Annotated in this window: 12 protein-coding genes; 9 read left to right on the plus strand and 3 right to left on the minus strand. The window is 48.6% G+C overall.

Going from position 1 to position 18,291, the window contains the following annotated elements:
• The first annotated feature begins 316 nt into the window (after positions 1-316).
• On the plus strand, positions 317-754 hold the full coding sequence (locus ACOJUO_RS01585) for a hypothetical protein (protein WP_422135008.1): 438 nt from the start codon (positions 317-319) through the stop codon (positions 752-754).
• On the opposite strand, the gene metE is transcribed toward ACOJUO_RS01585, so the two are convergent.
• Complete coding sequence (gene metE, locus ACOJUO_RS01590; protein ID WP_422138734.1) at positions 735-3,020, minus strand: 5-methyltetrahydropteroyltriglutamate--homocysteine S-methyltransferase; 2,286 nt, start codon at positions 3,018-3,020, stop codon at positions 735-737. The genes ACOJUO_RS01585 and metE overlap by 20 nt on opposite strands.
• Positions 3,021-3,289: 269 nt before the next feature.
• Between metE and ACOJUO_RS01595 the strand changes: the two genes are divergently transcribed.
• Positions 3,290-4,243 (plus strand): LysR family transcriptional regulator, encoded by a 954-nt coding sequence (locus ACOJUO_RS01595; protein ID WP_422135010.1) that lies wholly within the window; start codon positions 3,290-3,292, stop codon positions 4,241-4,243.
• 21 nt (positions 4,244-4,264) lie between these two features.
• Here ACOJUO_RS01595 and ACOJUO_RS01600 read toward each other — a convergent pair whose 3' ends face one another.
• Both ACOJUO_RS01600 and ACOJUO_RS01605 read right to left on the minus strand, forming a co-directional pair.
• The gene (locus tag ACOJUO_RS01600) at positions 4,265-5,854 is read right to left on the minus strand and encodes an ATP-binding protein (protein WP_422135011.1); all 1,590 of its coding nucleotides are present in this window, start codon (positions 5,852-5,854) and stop codon (positions 4,265-4,267) included.
• 30 nt (positions 5,855-5,884) lie between these two features.
• Positions 5,885-6,604, minus strand: coding sequence for a winged helix-turn-helix domain-containing protein (locus ACOJUO_RS01605; RefSeq protein ID WP_422135012.1), 720 nt, complete (start codon positions 6,602-6,604; stop codon positions 5,885-5,887).
• A gap of 455 nt (positions 6,605-7,059) precedes the next feature.
• Here ACOJUO_RS01605 and ACOJUO_RS01610 point away from each other — a divergent pair, with 455 nt between their 5' ends.
• The 7 genes from ACOJUO_RS01610 (at position 7,060) to pyrB (ending at position 18,290) form a co-directional block, all read left to right on the plus strand.
• Positions 7,060-8,856, plus strand: coding sequence for a hypothetical protein (locus tag ACOJUO_RS01610; RefSeq protein WP_422138735.1), 1,797 nt, complete (start codon positions 7,060-7,062; stop codon positions 8,854-8,856).
• Positions 8,857-9,776: 920 nt separating this feature from the next.
• Positions 9,777-12,047 (plus strand): class 1a ribonucleoside-diphosphate reductase subunit alpha, encoded by a 2,271-nt coding sequence (nrdA, locus tag ACOJUO_RS01615; protein ID WP_422135014.1) that lies wholly within the window; start codon positions 9,777-9,779, stop codon positions 12,045-12,047.
• A gap of 100 nt (positions 12,048-12,147) precedes the next feature.
• Entirely contained in the window at positions 12,148-13,278 is a 1,131-nt protein-coding gene (nrdB, locus tag ACOJUO_RS01620; RefSeq protein ID WP_422135015.1) for a class Ia ribonucleoside-diphosphate reductase subunit beta, read from the plus strand.
• Entirely contained in the window at positions 13,253-13,609 is a 357-nt protein-coding gene (yfaE, locus tag ACOJUO_RS01625; RefSeq protein WP_422135016.1) for a class I ribonucleotide reductase maintenance protein YfaE, read from the plus strand. The genes nrdB and yfaE overlap by 26 nt, the downstream gene beginning before the upstream one ends.
• A gap of 181 nt (positions 13,610-13,790) precedes the next feature.
• The gene (locus ACOJUO_RS01630) at positions 13,791-15,053 is read left to right on the plus strand and encodes a hypothetical protein (RefSeq protein ID WP_422138736.1); all 1,263 of its coding nucleotides are present in this window, start codon (positions 13,791-13,793) and stop codon (positions 15,051-15,053) included.
• Positions 15,054-15,145: 92 nt separating this feature from the next.
• Positions 15,146-16,990 carry an extracellular solute-binding protein gene (locus ACOJUO_RS01635; RefSeq protein ID WP_422138737.1) on the plus strand — a complete coding sequence of 615 codons (1,845 nt, stop codon included), beginning with the start codon at positions 15,146-15,148 and terminating at the stop codon, positions 16,988-16,990.
• A gap of 379 nt (positions 16,991-17,369) precedes the next feature.
• Entirely contained in the window at positions 17,370-18,290 is a 921-nt protein-coding gene (pyrB, locus tag ACOJUO_RS01640; protein ID WP_422135019.1) for an aspartate carbamoyltransferase, read from the plus strand.
• Position 18,291 lies beyond the last annotated feature (1 nt).

Genomic DNA, 18,291 nt, shown 5'->3' on the forward strand with positions numbered 1-18,291 from the left:
GAACTGCATAAAATCAAACGGAAGAGGAATGGGCTGTTCAGGATCAAACAACTTATCAGTATACAAGAAATGTGCTGGCATCGGGCCTGAGCCGACTAGTTCCACGGCAGGCAGCGACTCCCCAAACATTATTGTCATTAGCAGAAGCAGTGATCGTACCCTCGAGAAGGCAGTTTTGCTTTTTTGTGAACGTTTCATAGATTCAAGCTTAAAATTTCAGAGATTAGTTTCTCTGAAGCGTCTATCTTTAGGCATGAATATATGTCACGAACAATGTCTCAGAGACAAAAACACTAAAGCTAAGGACTTTTATTTGATGTCGAACAAAAATGCTCAACACTTGGATAGCCTGTATAAGAAGTTCCTGATCATCCCCCTTATACTGCTGTTATCAGGGTGTTCAATGCCGGGCCGTAACAAAGAAGCTACCCAAACCCAATACCGGTTGGATACAAACCTGATCGTTGACGAGCGCCCCCTGGAGCCCCGGAGCCTTATCATTTCGGCGGACCAGGGAGCCACTCTCTATTTCGAGGATGCGGAAAAGAGCCGAGTCTATAAAGTTTTCTACCTTGTCAAGCCTGGAGAGCAAGAGGGAGAGGTAGAAATTCTCACCGGTGTCCATGCCGAAGTGATGGCTCCCTCATTCCTGACTTATGAAGGGCAAGAGGCTTCCTACACCGCTTCCCCTCCAGAACTTCCCATTATTGAAGTCCAGGTCAAGGCATCACCGGTTAAGCCAGCTCATCCCTGAGTTCGTTAGCCACCTGCACCATATTGCTCAGAGCCGCTTCTACTTCGGGCCAATCACGGGTTTTAAGACCACAGTCCGGATTGACCCATAAACGTTGCGGCGGGATTTTTTCGGCGGCTTTCTTCATCAGCTGTTTCATCCACTGTGACTCCGGGACATTAGGCGAGTGGATATCATAAACCCCCGGGCCGATCTCATTGGGGTATTCAAACTGTTCAAAAGCATCCAGTAACTCCATGTCAGATCTGGAGGTCTCAATGGTAATAACATCAGCATCCATTGCCGCGATGTATTCAATGATGTCATTGAACTCGCTATAACACATGTGGGTATGAATCTGGGTTTCATCCTGAACGCCACTGGCAGCAATCCTGAAGCTTTTTACTGCCCAGTTCAGATAGTCAGGCCAGTCTTCTTTGCGCAAGGGTAAACCTTCACGAATCGCCGGCTCATCAATCTGGATGATGCCAATGCCCGCCTTTTCCAGATCCACGACTTCATCTCTGAGCGCCAGAGCAAGTTGCAGGCAGGAAACACTTCGATCCACATCTTCCCGCAGGAAAGACCAGCAGAGTATTGTTACCGGACCTGTGAGCATACCCTTCATCCACTTACTGGTCTGGTCTTGGGCAAAGCGACTCCAGTTCACGGTCATGGGCTCTGGTCTGGAAACATCACCAATGATGATGGGAGGTTTTACACAGCGACTGCCATAGCTTTGAACCCAGCCATTGCTGGTAAAGGCAAAACCATTGAGCTGCTCTCCAAAATACTCGACCATGTCATTACGTTCGGCTTCGCCATGAACCAGAACATCGAGTCCCAGCGCCTCCTGTCTGGCAACAGTGTCCAGAATCTCCTTCTGCATGGCTGCTACGTAGTCACGCTTACTCAACTCACCTTTTCTGAATAAACGACGCTGCTTTCTGATAGCAACCGTCTGAGGAAAAGAGCCGATTGTGGTAGTTGGAAACAACGGTAATTTAAGTCTGGATGCCTGAACGACAGCTCTTTTTTCATAAGGCAGGTTTCGCTGGTCATCGCCACTGCTGATTCCGGCAACCCGCTTCTGAACAGCCTTATTGTGTATCCTTGATGACTGACTCCGGGTTTCAATCGCTCGATCCGAAGTAGCCAGAGCAGCCTGAACCTCGGGGCTCTGATTGCCTGAAAGCAAGCTGGCTATGGTTGCTACTTCCTGACACTTCTGAACGGCAAAGGCAAACCAGGATTTCAACTCATCATCCAGATCTGTTTCACATTCAAGATCAACCGGCGTATGCAGAAGTGAACAACTGGGGGCAACCCAGAGACGGTTACCCAGACGCTCACTGGCTTCCTGAAGTTTACTGACTATAGAACGGATATCCGCTTTCCAGATATTTCTGCCGTTCACGACACCAGCTGAAAGCACTTTGTAGGAAGGCAGCCTGTCAAGGATTGCTGTCAGTTGCTCAGCATCACGAACCAGATCAATATGCAGCCCCTCAACGGGTAGATTGACTACAGTCGTCGTTGTGCCATTAAGACCTCCAAAATAGGTCGCCAGCAGGATCTTCAGATCTTTGCCTTGCAGCCTGTTGTAGGTGGACTCAAAAGCCTGATGCCACTCGGTAGGAAGATCCAGTACCAGGATAGGCTCATCAATTTGAACCCACTCAACACCCAGTTTGGCCAGCTCATTGAGTACCTGTCCATAGACCTCTATAACATCATCCAGCAGTTCCAGACGATTAAACGCTTCTCCTTTTACCTTCCCAAGCCACAGCCAGGTAAGTGGACCTATCAGTGTTGGCTTGACCTTAAATCCTGCGTCCAATGCTTCGCGGGTCTCGCGAATAATTTCTGTAGACGACAGCTTTAAGGTCTGGCCTTTGTGCAACTCCGGAACAATATAGTGATAGTTGGTATCAAACCACTTGGTCATCTCACACGCTGCTGCCGGAGTCCCGCCAGGTGCCCTGCCCCGGGCCATGCGAAACAGGGTGTCAACATCTTCACAGTCAGAATCTGCACCAAACCGTGCCGGAACAGCGCCCAGCATGAGTGAGTGATTTAACATCTGGTCGTACCAGGCAAAATCCCCAACCGGGATCAGATCCAGTCCGGCTTCCTTTTGCATAGCCCAGTGTTGCAACCTGAGGCGTTTACCTTCCTCTAAAAGCCTTTCTTTACTCAGTTCACCCTTCCAGTAGGCTTCCTGCGCTTTTTTCAACTCGCGATTGGCACCGATGCGCGGAAAGCCACCGCTGTGTGAAATTGCCATAACCGGATTCTCCAGAGCATCCACTCTTGTTGATTTAGAGAGATTTGTTCATTCCATGGCGACGACAAACTACCCTGCCGCCCATGGCTTCCTGTTGTTTATGCGAAAACTGCCGTAGTTGCGAAGTCATTGTCATCACACCCGGCTGCTCATGGAGTATGAGTCTGGCTCACAAAAGAAGTTGAATCAAACTCATTTTACTAATGATAAAAGTGAAAAAAATTGATAATCTTTTGGAAAATCAACCTCCGTACGAAACATTGCTTATCATGACAACCAACATAGGATTGGAACTGAGGCACCTGAAAACACTGCTTGCTCTAAAGCAGACCGGGAGCCTGGTTGAAGCAGCCAGAAGCCTGCATCTGACTCAGTCAGCCCTGTCTCACCAGATCAAGGAACTTGAAGCCCGGATTGGCATGGAGTTATTCATCCGTAAAACCCGTCCTCCCAGATTTACATCAGCCGGTCTGCGTATCCTGCAGTTGGCAGATGAACTTCTTCCCCAGCTAAGGCACGCTGAGCAAGACCTGTTCAGGTTGGCAGGAGGTGAGTCCGGACGCCTCAACATTGCCATTGAGTGTCACAGCTGTTACCAATGGCTGATGCCAACCATTGACGCCTATCGCCAGCAATGGCCGGAAGTCGAAATGGACTTTGCCACCGGCTTCAACTTTGCCCCATTACCCGCTTTATCCAGAGGAGAGCTCGATCTGGTGGTTACCTCTGACCCGATAGGCGTTCCTGGTCTGACGTATATCTCGTTATTTCGCTATGAGATGTTACTGGCTCTCTCCAGACAACATTACTTGCTGGAAAAGGAGTGGATTGAGCCTGCTGATCTCGAAGCAGAAACACTGATTATCTACCCCATTGATCACAACCGGCTTGATATCTTCAATCGCTTTCTGGATCCGGATGACATAGAACCCAGCCAGGTCAGAACCGTTGAGTTGACCCTGATGATGTTGCAGCTGGTTGCCAGTCAGCGCGGCGTTTGTGCACTGCCTAACTGGGCTTTGGCGGAATATCTTGAAAAAGATCATGTAGCAGCGAGAAAGCTGGGCAGTGGAGGTCTCTGGTCAACACTCTATGCGGGTATCCGGGTGGAACAGAAAGAACAACCCTACATCGCCGACTTTCTGGAAACAGCCAGGGAAACCTGCTTCAAAACGTTATCGGGAATTCTTCCAGCCATATCGGAAAAAACCTTAAAGCCGTGATGGAAGGAAACAAACAGTCGGTTAGCGTCTTTGTTTACGAGGCAAAACCAGACTGAACCGGGCACCACCCAGAGGGCTGTGACTGACCATTGCCCGACCGTTATGCCAGTACATAATTCGCCTCACAATAGAAAGTCCAAGGCCGTAGCCACCTGATTTTCTGGTACGACTGTCATCCAATCTTGAAAACGCTGAAAAGACTCGATCCCATTGATCCTCTGGAATACCGGGACCATCATCATCCACATCAACCCGACAGGTGTCCTGTGTTGCGGAAAACCTGACCTCCAGTTTACTGTCTGCGTAGCGACAGGCATTACCCACCAGATTCTGGATGGCCCGGTGCATGTAGCGACGATCAATGTCTGCAAAACGACGTGGATCCAGTATATTGCAGGGAACATGCTCAATCGCCACACGATCCTGAAGACGCTTGTGCTCACCAACGACCTGACCAATGACCTTATCGACATCATGCCGCTTGAAACGCACCTCGGGCGCACCCTGTTCAAGATTGGCATAGGTCAGAATCTCATCCACCAGGTTATCCAGTTCCTGAATATCCTTATCCATACCTTCTAACTGATGATCTCTTTCTTCAGGCGTTCTGGCATCGGCCACCAGGTCCAGACCAAACCTGAGTCGGGCGACAGGTGTCCTTAACTCGTGTGAGACGCCTCTGATCATTTCTTTTTGCAGGCTCAACAGTCTCTGGATATGACCTGCCATGGCATTAAATGCCTGAGCCAGACGACCAATGGAGTCAGCACCATACAGAGAGACCCGGACATCAAAGTCGCCATGACTGAAACGTGTCGCTGCTCTCTCAAGCTTGCGCAGACGTTTCTCCATTCCCCGAACCAGGATGTAAATGGCCAAACTCAGGGAAGTCAACACGAACAAACCAATGGTCAGCATCAGCTTGAAAGGATAAGGGTTCAGCAACCCTAATGGTCCCATTCTGAGCAGTCGGGTTTCATCCGGCAGGCTTGTGTAGATAGAGACCGTCTGAGCCTCGTCATCCAGCAGCATCATCACGCTGCCTTCACGGAGCTGCTCCTGCTGCACAGGGAGCAATCGAGTCTGGGAAGGTTCCACCAGATGAACAGGGTAACTGAAACTATTGACAGACAACTCTTTCAGTTTGTCTGCTCTGCTTGCGACAGGAAAACGCATCAATTTAGCTTTCAGAAGACTGAGAGTACCACTGGCTGTTTGTTCTGATATAGACGACACCACACCTTCCAGAAGGATATCTCCCTCCAGAGGTGTCAGAACCAGAGCTCTGTTCTGATCCAACATGCGAACCCAGATGCCATCAGGCTTCAAAGATTTGAACTGTTCCTGATCCAGCCCTGAATCTTTCACGCTCACCAGCTCGAAGGGAATAGCAAGACGCTCTCCCCAGTCTTCCAGCCAGGAGTTACGTTCAGCTTCAGGCAAGGTTTCAACCGTCTCTGCGATCAGACGAAAGGTGCCCCTGACCATATCTTCTCGATAGTCAGCCTGTCTCATCCCATTGATCAGCGTGACGGAAATACCTGACAGAACAGCGACGAGCACCAGCGTAAACAGGAGCCCTCCGTATATGCGTAAGAAAATACTACTCACAGGTTTCTCTACTTAAATAGCTCAGAGCACTTATTCACTTTTAACGAAGAGGTAACCTTTACTGCGAACGGTTTTGATCAAACGGGGATGCATGGGATCATCGCCAATCTTGGGTCGAATACGGGACACCCGAACATCAATGGAGCGATCCTGCCCGTCGTACTCTATACCACGCAGCTGAGAGAAAATTTCTTCCCGGCTCAAAACCCGACCCGCATTGGAGCAAAGCAACCACAGCAGATCAAACTCGGCACTGGTTAACTCTACACTCACATCCTTCAGCCAGGCTTCTCGCATAGAGTTATCCACAACCAATGGACCAAACGTCAGGCGGCTGCTGCCTTGCTCTTCCTGTTCTTCCATGGGGCCCTGATTTCGGCGCAGCAAAGCCCGGATTCTGGCCAACAGCACTCTTGGACGTACCGGTTTGGCAACATAATCGTCTGCACCCATTTCCAGCCCCAGAACTTCATCCAGGTCATCGGTCCGTGCGGTCAGCATCAAAATTTGTCCAGCATAATGCCCACGAACACGGCGGCAGATGGAAACACCATCTTCTCCTGGCAGCATCAAATCCAACACCACCAGATCGGGACGCTCTTCAAGAATACGATCAACCGCTTTACCACCATCACCTTCTATTGAGACCGAGAGTCCATTGTTCTCGAGATAGTCCCTGGTGAGTGTGGCCAACCGCTCATCGTCCTCAACTATCAGGATTCGACCTGTTTCTGAATTCTCCACAGCCAAACTTCCAAAGATTATAAAAATGAAGACTACAAGCCCGACGTGAATGGTCGGGCTCAGGTAACGGATACTACTACAGCATTGCGTTAGAGTCCCTAGGTGACCTGAAAATTCCCCAAAAGGTCATTTTCCTGCCCTGAACGCTGATGACCGGCAGCGTCAGTCATGAGCCTTTGACATGCGTTTTTTTTCGGTTACTCACATCATGGAAATCCTGTCGTGGTTCTCATTCGGCTCGTTCAGAAAAGATCACGAGGAATTGTGCCAAAGCCTCCAGTCATTACCCTCGTAGATAGTCTACAGAGGAAGACACAGGCCTAATGGTTGCAATGATTACCTGGAGCGAAATGATCGTGGCAGATAAGTGAAGCACCTCTGCTGCTTTGCAGCTATTCTTGCTGAGGCTTACAAACACCAGAAAATGGTAGAAAACAGAATGAGTTTGGGAGAACTTAAAAATGAGCAACATAGCCAGATCGATGGCATTGATTTTATTTTTGATGGCACTGTCACTAGCTGCAAGTGGTAATAGGACACTCACTAATATCGATGAAAATCCGGTCTGCACTCCTATTTCCAGCCAGAGAGTACTTTATTTATGGAAAGCACAGACCCATCCCCTTGCTCATTCAGCCAAAAAGGTAAAAAGTCAGGAACTGGTATCACTCGGCATAGACCAACAACTTACTGCCAGTATTGCTGAAGACGAAAAATCAACTCACTATCAAGGTACTACATGGGCCCGTGATGACAACATGATGGCTGTTGATCGGGTGCTCACACAGCCAGAGGTTCTGGAGGTCGTTGGTAAAATCCTGCTTGCATTTGCCAACCGCCAGGTAAACAAACTGGAACCCGACAGTAACGAGAGCTTTCCGGGTTTCCAGCACAATAATCTGGGAGCACTCCCAATCGTTCTGGTAAACAATCCCACTCAATTTATCATTGAACGGGTTATCAGGCGAAAATATCTCACACAAGTACAGGAATTCTTTGATCAACACCCCCACTTGTTATTCGGGATGCAATTACCCGAATTATTTACTCTGGATGTCGAAAGGGCAATTACTTATGTCAAGATAACAGCTCCCGAAAAACTGAAAGCGCAAGTCACTTCGGTATATCGGCATATTGAAAACTTGAAAACAACAACGCCGAACGCATCGCAATTCAAGTTTCCAAAACCCAGTTTCCTGTTGGCTAACTATATAAACGAAAATTTGGACAGGTTGACACCAGGCACCACTGACCCGGAAATCAATATACTCGCGCTCTGTGGCAAATACCTCAAAACGCTGGCAACTTACGACCCGTCGGAGGCACAAGCCAGGGGTCATCAGTTAACACCCATGATTGCAAGAGCAATTATCTACGTTTACACCAATGTTATGGATAAGCAGGGGCTGCCTGTCGGGGCTGACTACCTTGATATTTTTAATGACTTCCTCGCCGACAGCTGTCTGCTGACCAATGCGTCAATTCTTCTTGATGGCCTGAAAAGTCTCCAGAGTGCTTCGAGTTATCTTGATAATGCTGCGTTCAGGCAGGAATTGATCAGGGCTAGCCCATACCTGCCACCCTTGCTTAAGTCGCTGACAGATTCAGTGACCAGTGTTGAAACAATGCTTGTCAGTTTAAGTCAGCAGCTACAAAATAATCTGAGAACCCATTTACTCTTTGATGCCAACCAACAATTTAGCCCCCGCTGGTTTGTGCGCAGCAAGCATAAGGCTAGCAACCCTACACAACCAGGCTTGATCATTAAAGATATGATTGCTCAAAGAGAAGCGCTACCGGACGCACAAAAATTCAAAGATGGCAGTATCACAGACCCCTTCGGTCTGGCCTGGGCCATCATTTCCGGTGCGGTACCTCAGGAAAATTATCCGGATGTCGCCGATCTATTTGAGGAATTCTACAACAATGATGGTCAGTTATTTATCCCTATGGGCAACAGCGGTCCGAATGAGCACTTAATGAGAGCAAATAACGGCTACACATTATGGCCCGATAAAATACTGCGCTGCGGCATTGCCCTTATGGATATGTACAATACCACCGATGATGCGCGCTACCTCTCTCTGGCGCAGAAGATACACGACAAAGTGTCAAGGCTTGAGAATTTCAATGAGTATTACCTGAAGGATCCAGCAACAGGATTGTTCGTGCCTTCCGGCGCTGAAAACCAGGGATGGCATGTGTTCACTTACTATCAGCTATCAGATATGCTCGAAAACAGTTCTATTGAAAAATGAGCGGATAGGGAATAATCCCTAAACGCTCACGACTGGCAGAGCCTGGGGTGTGGCCGCAGATTTTCAGTGCTTGCCATTGAGCCTAAACTGACTTGGGAGTGATCATCCGTACCCTCGCTTATCCAGAGACGCCTGGTTACCGGTGGTCAGGCAAGAAGTCCCAGAGTTAATCAGCTAAACAAAGCAAATCGCGCCCTGCAACGGAGCAGGGATGGTATTCTTCGACTTGATTCCGGGGATTTTCACGGTAATCTTGGCATTTGTAAAACACTCAATGTTGTGGGTTACACCGTTTTGGTGCGTCTTTTCGAATACTACCTATTTCTTATTGATTTATACTTATTTATGACTTTTTATTATATATAGAGTCTGGCCTGTGTCGGCAGATCTGTAGAATACTGAAAGCCGTGTCAGCAAAAGCAGTCAGGCCGTTTGCAAGTACTAACACTGCAAAAAACTCACAAGTTATACACAATTTTTCCACTAAATTTCCAACTTGAACTTCTGCTAATAGCGCATTATCTTGTGTATATAAAAGGTCGCCACACAACATATTGTGTTGTTTAGTCGGGCAGTTAACCAGATAGTTAAATGAAATGGCTGGTGCGTGCTTATTACATATTAGATAGTGTGCCGAACTGAAAGACAGAATCTGTGAAGCCGCTAACGAAAGGGATTTGTGGCGCAGGCGCTGCGGTATCAGGGAAGAAAAGCTGACAGGTCACTCAGGACAGCATCTGACTCCTGAACACACCTCTTCGAGACGTTTTTACTGCGGGATCAGTGACCTGCAGATTTTTCTCGGCTCAACCCTCTGCGACACAACTCCTGCACCCAAGACAGGGGCTGGCATTCAGTAGTAGCCGAAACATAAAAATACAATATCTTGAGTTTTATTTTTTTACTGGTAAGGACTTTTAATGAACAAAGATATCCTGGTCACCAAGCGCGATGGAGACAAGGAGCAGCTGGATCTGGAGAAGATCCACAAGGTTATCACCTGGGCTGCTGAAGGACTGAACAACGTTTCCGTTTCCGAAGTTGAACTTAAATCACAAATCCAGTTCTACGATGGCATACAGACCACAGATATCCACGAAACACTGATCAAGTCAGCCGCTGACCTGATCTCCGAACAGGCTCCTGACTACCAGTATCTGGCAGCTCGTCTGGCCATCTTCCATCTGCGCAAAAAAGCCTACGGCCAGTTCGAGCCACCTGGACTCTACGACCACGTTGTCAAACTGGCAGAAATGAAGAAGTACGACGCTCATCTTCTCCATGATTACAGTGAAGCTGACTTCAATGCCATGAATGGCTTTATCGATCACAGGCGTGACATGGACTTCAGCTACGCTGCCGTTAAACAGCTGGAAGGCAAATATCTGGTTCAGAACCGGGTCACTGGTGAATACTATGAAAGCCCCCAGATGCTTTACATGCTGATCGGTGCCTGCCTGTTTGCCAGCTACCCTGAAGAGACCCGGCTGGATTACATTGAGCGTTTCTACAAGGCTGTCTCTACATTCAAGCTTTCTCTGCCAACACCAATTATGGCCGGTGTTCGCACACCTACCCGCCAGTTCAGTTCCTGTGTATTGATTGAGTGCGGTGACTCGCTGGATTCTATCAATGCGACATCCAGCGCCATCGTTAAGTATGTTTCCCAACGTGCAGGCATTGGCATCAATGCCGGCGGTATTCGTGCCATTGGCAGCCCGATCCGTAACGGTGAAGCTTTCCATACAGGCTGTATTCCTTTTTACAAGCACTTCCAGACAGCCGTTAAGTCCTGCTCACAGGGGGGGGTTCGTGGCGGCGCAGCGACTCTTTTCTACCCGATCTGGCACTATGAAGTTGAGAATCTGCTGGTTCTGAAGAATAACCGGGGTGTTGAAGAAAATCGTGTTCGTCATCTGGATTACGGCGTTCAGTTCAACCGCCTGATGTATCAGCGCCTGATCACAGGTGGCAACATCTCTCTGTTTTCTCCGATTGATGTTCCGGGATTGTACGATGCTTTTTTTGAGGATCAGGAAAAGTTCGAAGCCCTCTACGTCAGGTACGAACAGGATCCTGACATCCGCAAAAAGACTCTGAAAGCAGTAGAGCTTTTCTCCCTGTTTGCATCCGAGCGTGCCAGTACCGGTCGTATTTACCTGCAGAATGTTGACCACTGCAACACTCACAGCCCATTCGACCCGACAGTAGCTCCGGTTCGCCAGAGCAACCTCTGCCTGGAAATTGCACTGCCTACCAAACCTCTCGAGCACGTAATGGATGAGGAAGGTGAAATCGCACTGTGCACCCTGGCTGCTTTCAATCTGGGTAAGCTTGATAGCCTGGACGAACTGGAAGAGATGAGTAACCTTCTGGTTCGTGCGCTGGATAACCTGCTGGACTATCAGGATTATCCTCTGCCAGCGGCTTACAATGCCACCATGGCACGCCGCCCTCTGGGAATTGGCGTGATCAACTTTGCCAACTACCTGGCTAAAAACGGTGTTCGCTATTCTGATGGCTCAGCCAACGGTCTGACTCATAAAACCTTTGAAGCTATTCAGTACTATTTGCTGAAAGCTTCTAACCAGCTGGCAAAAGAGAAAGGCACCTGCACCAAGTTCCATGAGACCACTTATTCCCAGGGCATACTGCCTGTAGATACCTACAAGAAGGACCTGGACGAAGTCTGCAGCGAAGCACTTCACCTGGACTGGGAAGCTCTGCGTAGCGAGATCAGGAATCACGGTCTGCGTAACTCAACATTGACTGCCCTGATGCCTTCCGAGACTTCATCTCAGATCAGTAACGCCACCAACGGCATTGAACCGCCACGTGGCTATGTCAGCGTCAAGGCCAGTAAGGACGGTATCCTGAAGCAGGTGGTACCAGACTTCGAAGAGCTGCGTAACAGCTATGAACTGCTATGGGATATCAACAGTAACGACGGTTACCTGCAGCTGGTTGCGATCATGCAGAAGTTTGTTGACCAGACCATTTCGGCCAACACCAACTACGATCCTGCTCGTTTCGAAGGTGGCAAGGTACCTATGAAACTCCTTCTTAAAGACCTTCTGACAGCCTATAAGCTGGGTGTGAAGACCCTTTACTATCACAACACCCGTGATGGTGCGTCGGACGGCCAGGAAGAAACAGATGACGGCTGTGCAGGCGGCGCTTGTAAAATTTGACGAAAGTCGGAACCGGGACACTGAAACAGTGTCCCACTTATAACAGAGTTAACAGCAACTGGACGAGGCCGGCCCTTCCTGGCCCAGAAGCAGAGAGAACATGAGCTACTCGACTTTCAACCAAGAAAAGTTCAATGCCACTCAGGAACCTATGTTTTTTGGACGGGGTGTTAACGTCTCCCGTTATGATGTCCAGAAACACCCGATCTTTGAAAAGCTGATCGAAAAACAGCTTTCATTCTTCTGGCGCCCGGAAGAGGTGGACTTATCAACCGACCGCAGTGACTTCGCTCATCTGCCAGAACATGAAAAACACATCTTCCTGAGCAACCTTAAATATCAGACCCTGCTGGACTCTGTACAAGGTCGCTCACCCAATGTCGCCCTGCTGCCCATTGTTTCCCTGCCTGAGCTGGAAACCTGGATTGAGACCTGGGCCTTTAGTGAGACGATTCACTCTCGTTCTTACACCCATATTATTCGTAACATCATCACCGAACCTTCCGTGGTTTTTGATGATATTGTGAATAACGAGGCCATTGTCAAAAGGGCAGCAGACATCACCCGTTACTACGATGACCTGATCGAAGGAATCTGCCAGCTCAACATGCTGGGTGAAGGCACTCACCAGATCAAAGGTAAGGAAGTACTGGTTTCCGTCAGGGATCTGAAGCGAAAACTTTACCTGACCCTGGTATCAGTCAACGTTCTCGAAGCCATTCGTTTCTACGTCAGCTTTGCCTGCAGCTTTGCTTTTGCTGAGCGCTCCACTATGGAAGGCAATGCAAAAATCATCAAACTGATCGCCCGTGACGAAGCCCTGCACCTGACCGGCACCCAGCACATCCTGCAAATCATGGCCGAAGGTAAAGACGATCCGGAAATGGCTGAGATTGCTATTGAGCTTCAGGCAGAAGCCAGACAAATCTTTATTGCTGCTGCTGAACAGGAAAAAGAATGGGCTGAATACCTGTTCCAGAATGGCTCAATGATTGGTCTGAACAAAGACATTCTCAGTCAGTACGTGGAATACATCACCAATCAGAGAATGGTAGCCCTGGGCTTTGAACCCGCTTTCCCATCCCGTCAAAACCCCCTGCCCTGGATGAATAGCTGGCTCAATAGCGACGCTGTTCAGGTAGCACCTCAGGAAGTGGAAGTCAGCTCTTACCTGGTGGGCCAGATTGATAACGAAGTCCAGACCGATGACTTCAGCAACTTCTCACTGTAAGAGAGATAACAAGGTGGCCGGAAGACTGGCCACCTTTCACCGGGAGACCCTCATGGCCAACATCGTCAAGATACTGGATGGCTTCAGCTTTATTTCCAGAAGTGATCTCAACTTGCTGGAAGCGCTTGAATCACAGAAGGTGGATATTGAATACCAATGTCGTGAGGGATTCTGTGGTAGTTGTCAGGTTGAACTGGTGGCTGGTGAAGTGGAATACTTTGCTGAGCCCGTCGCTTTTGTCCCCGATGGAAAAATCCTGCCCTGTTGCTGCCATGCCAAAAGCGACCTCACTATTGAGATCCCCGGTGGCTGTCATATCAAAAAAGAGTAATGACCGGAAAAAAGCAGACCTCTTTTTAATAAAAAGAATTTAAACTTAATTTTATATAACTATTAAAAATAAAAAACGTTTTGCCTTACCCCCAATCAACCAGTCGCCTCCCTGAACTAAAGCACTCTTGCTCTGTCTAATACTTTATAAGCGGCAGAGTTTTCAGGGAGGAATCGTAACTATGACAGGAAAATTGGCATCACTGCACCCTCGTTTTATGCTGCTTATTCTTCTGGTCAGCGTATTGCCAACGCCTGGATTAAGCCATAACGCATTCGCTGTGGGCGACAGCCCTGAGGATTATCAGGCAGGATTTCTCAAAACAGACGCCCCTTTGTCTGTTCTCAACCTGAAATATCCTCGCCCGGCAGACAGCATTCCTTACGTTGGGCCTTTTGATCCTGAAAAGCTCAATTTCAACAAGATCCCGGAATCCGACCCCATTCGACGTTACATCCATTCTCCTGCCGAAAGAGAAAACGTTGAGCGCTGGTATCGCGACAATGTTCAGTTTATGGATGAAGAAGTGGCCAGGATGGCTGAGTTCAGGCAGCGCCTGAAAGCACTCTATCCCTATGCATTTGCCAGTTACCTGTCTTATCGCTACAAAGTTAGCAGTGACAAAGCGGGTACCAAAGAGGCTCTTGAAGATCGCCTGACTTACATTCAGTATCGCAACGCAGTCAAGACAGATGTCCCTGAAAAATGGCTGACACAGGGAGTATTTGACACCCGACGCGAAACAAACCGAATCCATGACCACAAGGATTCCGGGCTGAAAGCCAGAGTTCTACTCCACACCTCACAAAAGAAGATTCTCATAGCTTTCACCGGGACAGAATTTGACAGCCTTAACTCTCTGACTAACGCAGTCTGGACACAGGGTGGCTACGGATATGGCTATCTGGCTCAGATCACCTCCAGCTTATACCGCTTCATCACTGGCAGCGGTTATTTTCCATTGGAAGTCCCCATGCTGAGAAGAGCCCTGGAGCTCACTGTCGATCTTTATGAGCACTACCCTGACCATGAGTTTGAGCTGACGGGTTCTTCTCTGGGTGGCGCAATCGCCCAATATGTTTCGTTTAAAACTCGATTCAAGGCAGTGGTATTTAACAGTCTTGCCCTGAACTCAGCCATCTACTGGCAAGTTCAAAACGAAGAACCTGACCTGAGACCCGAAGCTCTGATCACTCATGCTTATCTGGACGGAGAGCTCTTGAACGATACCCTTCAGGGACATTTTATCCAGGGTCCGGCTCACGCAATCTATGCCCAGGGCAGCCTTCCTGTTGAAGGGCTGGAGATCCCCGTACCCGCTTCTGAGAAGTCGCTGCATGGATTAGCTCAGTTCTGGTCTCGACACCTTGCCAGTGGACTGCTCACAGCGCTTGAAGCCAACATCCAGCTTAACCTTCCACCACTGCAGCCGGGTCAGTCATAGGCCTGAGCAAAGAGCAGAGCAGCTGAGCTATAGTTCTCCCAAACGTTCTTACCCCGTGAATCCACCTCGACACAAAAAAGGCTGAAGATATTGTGAGCAGAGTTGTTTCCAGCAACCATTTATACAAGATTTATGGCTCCAGAATCAGAATAATAAAAAGCCTTCTCTTCAGTCTCTGCCTGACAAGCTCTCTGTCGGCCCAATGTCAGGTACATATTCAAAAGTCCTTTACCCTGATCGGTACCCACAAATATCCGGACAGCTTTACTCATTTTGCTTACACAAACCCCAATGCACCTAAAGGTGGTGTCCTGAGACTGGCCAGGACAGGATCATTCGATACCCTGAACCCGTTTAACGGCAAAGGAACTGTTCCCGATTACGTTTACCACACCTACGGCTCATTAATGACCCGGTCAGCCGACGAACCCCACTCGCTTTATCCCTTTCTGGCCGAAGCCATCGAATACCCTGACGACTTCAGCTGGGTCGCCTTTCATATCAACCCGGCAGCAAAGTTCAGCGACAACCACCCTCTCACTTCAAAAGATGTTGTATTTACCTTTGAATTATTCAAAAAGGAAGGCTCACCCTTTTTGAAGAACCTTTATAAAGACGTAGTCAGAGTTGAAAAAACGTCACCCTACCGAGTCGTTTTTTATCTGGACAAACCCGGCAGAAAACAGCTTGCCCTGCTGGCTTATCTGCGCGTACTTCCGCATCATTACTGGCACACCAGAAACTTTCAGGACAAACACCTGGACAGCCCGGTGACCAGTGGCCCCCTGAAGATCAAGCAGGTCAGATTAGGTCAAAACATCACTTTTGAGCGAGTCCGGAATTACTGGGCAGTCAATCTTCCGAGCCAGAAGGGGAGATACAATTTTGATGAAATCAGGGTGGACTATTATCGTGACCATCAGGCTGTAACCGAAGGTTTCAGAGCGGGGCTTTACGATGTTCATCAGGAGACAGACACTCAAAAGTGGCATCGGTCATTCAGTTTCCCGGCGGTAAAGGAAGGTCGCGTGCTGAAACAAGACATTGCCATACTCTATCCACCTGGCATGAGTGCCCTGGCCTTTAACCTTCGCAGAGATAAGTTCAAAAGCCCGGCTCTTCGTCAGGCTTTAATCATGGCCTTCGATTTCGAATGGATTAACAGAACTCTGATGAATTGTGATTTTCAGCGTACCAGGAGTTTTTTCTCCAACTCGCCTCTTGCAGCCAATGGCTTGCCTACGGAAGAAGAACTCAAGCTGCTGGAACCGTTTCAGGAGCAGTTACCCGATGAACTTTTCAAGCAAGCTGTCAGTGTCCCTGTTTCAGACGGAAGCGGTACAAACAGGGAGAATGTCAGAAAAGCTCTGGCGCTCTTTAAAAAAGCAGGATACCGGCTGGAAAACGGTCGAATGATAGAAACAGAATCAGGCAGACCTCTCACTCTCAGCCTCCTGACCGAGGACCCTAAACAGGAGCGTCTATTACTTTCTTATCGCAAAAGTCTTGCTGACCTTGGCATAACATTGAATATAAATACGCTCGACAAAAGCCTGTTCCGAAAAAGAGTCAGGGCTTTCGATTTCGAACTGGTGGACTGGTATTTCTGGCAATCCACTTACCCGGGCAACGAGCTTTATCACATGTGGAGCAGCAGAGTCGTAATGGAAAAACACAGTGGTAACATTGTCGGCATCACCAACCCGGTCATTGACCACTTGCTGGCCGCAACTACAAAAGCGGACAGCTACGAAAAACTGACACCCATTATCAGGGCTATGGACCGGGTGCTGATGTGGGGCCATTATGTCATTCCCAAATGGCATACTCAAAAGACTCACCTGGCCTACTGGCATTATCTTGATCATCCACCACAAGACCAGCTTTACTGGCTCGACCTGAATAACTGGTGGTACAGACCAAACCAGAGTCTATAGCCAAACAGAAAAACACTGCCAACATGTTCTTGATTTGGGGGTTGGCATCGGTAGAATACGTGGCAACTTGCTTAAGAAGGCTTGCCTGAAAACAGGAGCTTCTTTAACTTAGGTTTAATGGTGCTTTAATGCACAGAGGCTGTTAAAGCTGAAACGTATACTGTTACGGACACACGCTAATGACATCCGAAACTGGCTGTTATGCTTCAGACTCACTTCTGAGCTGGATGCCAGGCGACATCAGCAGTGATCCGTTTTTCAGAAAAAAAAGCCCCTTTATCAGGGGCTTTTTTTTGGCTTGTGCTGTCCATATAGCTCCAAAGGCTATTTGGCACCAGCGCCCAACTCTACACCCTTACTCAGGAACAGGTAATTCTTGATGGAAAACCAGCTCTATCTGAGGGACATCATTTCCATAGCAGACCTGAATCGTTCAGACCTTGAACAAATTCTGAAGACTGCCGCCCAGCTTAAAACAAAGCCACGTCCTGATCTGTTGAAGGGCAAGGTGATCGCCAGTTGCTTCTTCGAGGCTTCTACCCGCACCCGTCTCTCATTCGAAACCGCTGTTCAGAGGCTGGGAGGAACCCTGATTGGTTTCTCTGACAGCAGTAACACTTCTGCCAGAAAAGGCGAAACACTGGCCGACTCAGTGAAAATCATCAGCTCCTATACCGATGCCTGCATCATGCGTCACCCTCAGGAAGGCGCAGCACGACTAGCCTCTGAATTCGCTAATGTCCCCATCATTAATGGCGGTGACGGTGCCAACCAGCACCCGACACAGACATTGCTGGACCTGTTCAGCATTAAAGAATGTCAGGGGACGCTGGACGAACTGACCATTACCTTTGTCGGTGACCTTAAATACGGCAGAACCGTTCATTCCCTGGTTCAGGCTATGTCACTGTTCGGTGCCAAATTTAACTTTATCGCACCCGAAGCCCTTTCAATGCCCGATTACCTGCTTGAAGAGCTGGACGAAAAAGGCATTCACTACCGCAAAACCGAGACTATTGAAGAAGTGGTACCAGAGTCTGACATTATCTATATGACTCGGGTTCAAAAAGAGCGCTTTGATGAAACTGAATACATGCACATGGCCTCTAAATATATTCTGGGTGTCGAAAGTCTGAAGGGAGCCAGAGACAACCTGAAAATTCTTCACCCCCTGCCACGGGTCGACGAGATAGAAATGGCTGTCGATAGCACACCTCATGCCTACTATTTTCAACAGGCCGAGAATGGGGTCTATGCCCGTCAGGCGCTCCTGGCTCTGGTTTTGAACGAAAGTATCTGAA

The organism is Endozoicomonas sp. ALC020, assembly GCF_049275935.1.
Taxonomy (GTDB): Bacteria; Pseudomonadota; Gammaproteobacteria; order Pseudomonadales; family Endozoicomonadaceae; genus Endozoicomonas_A.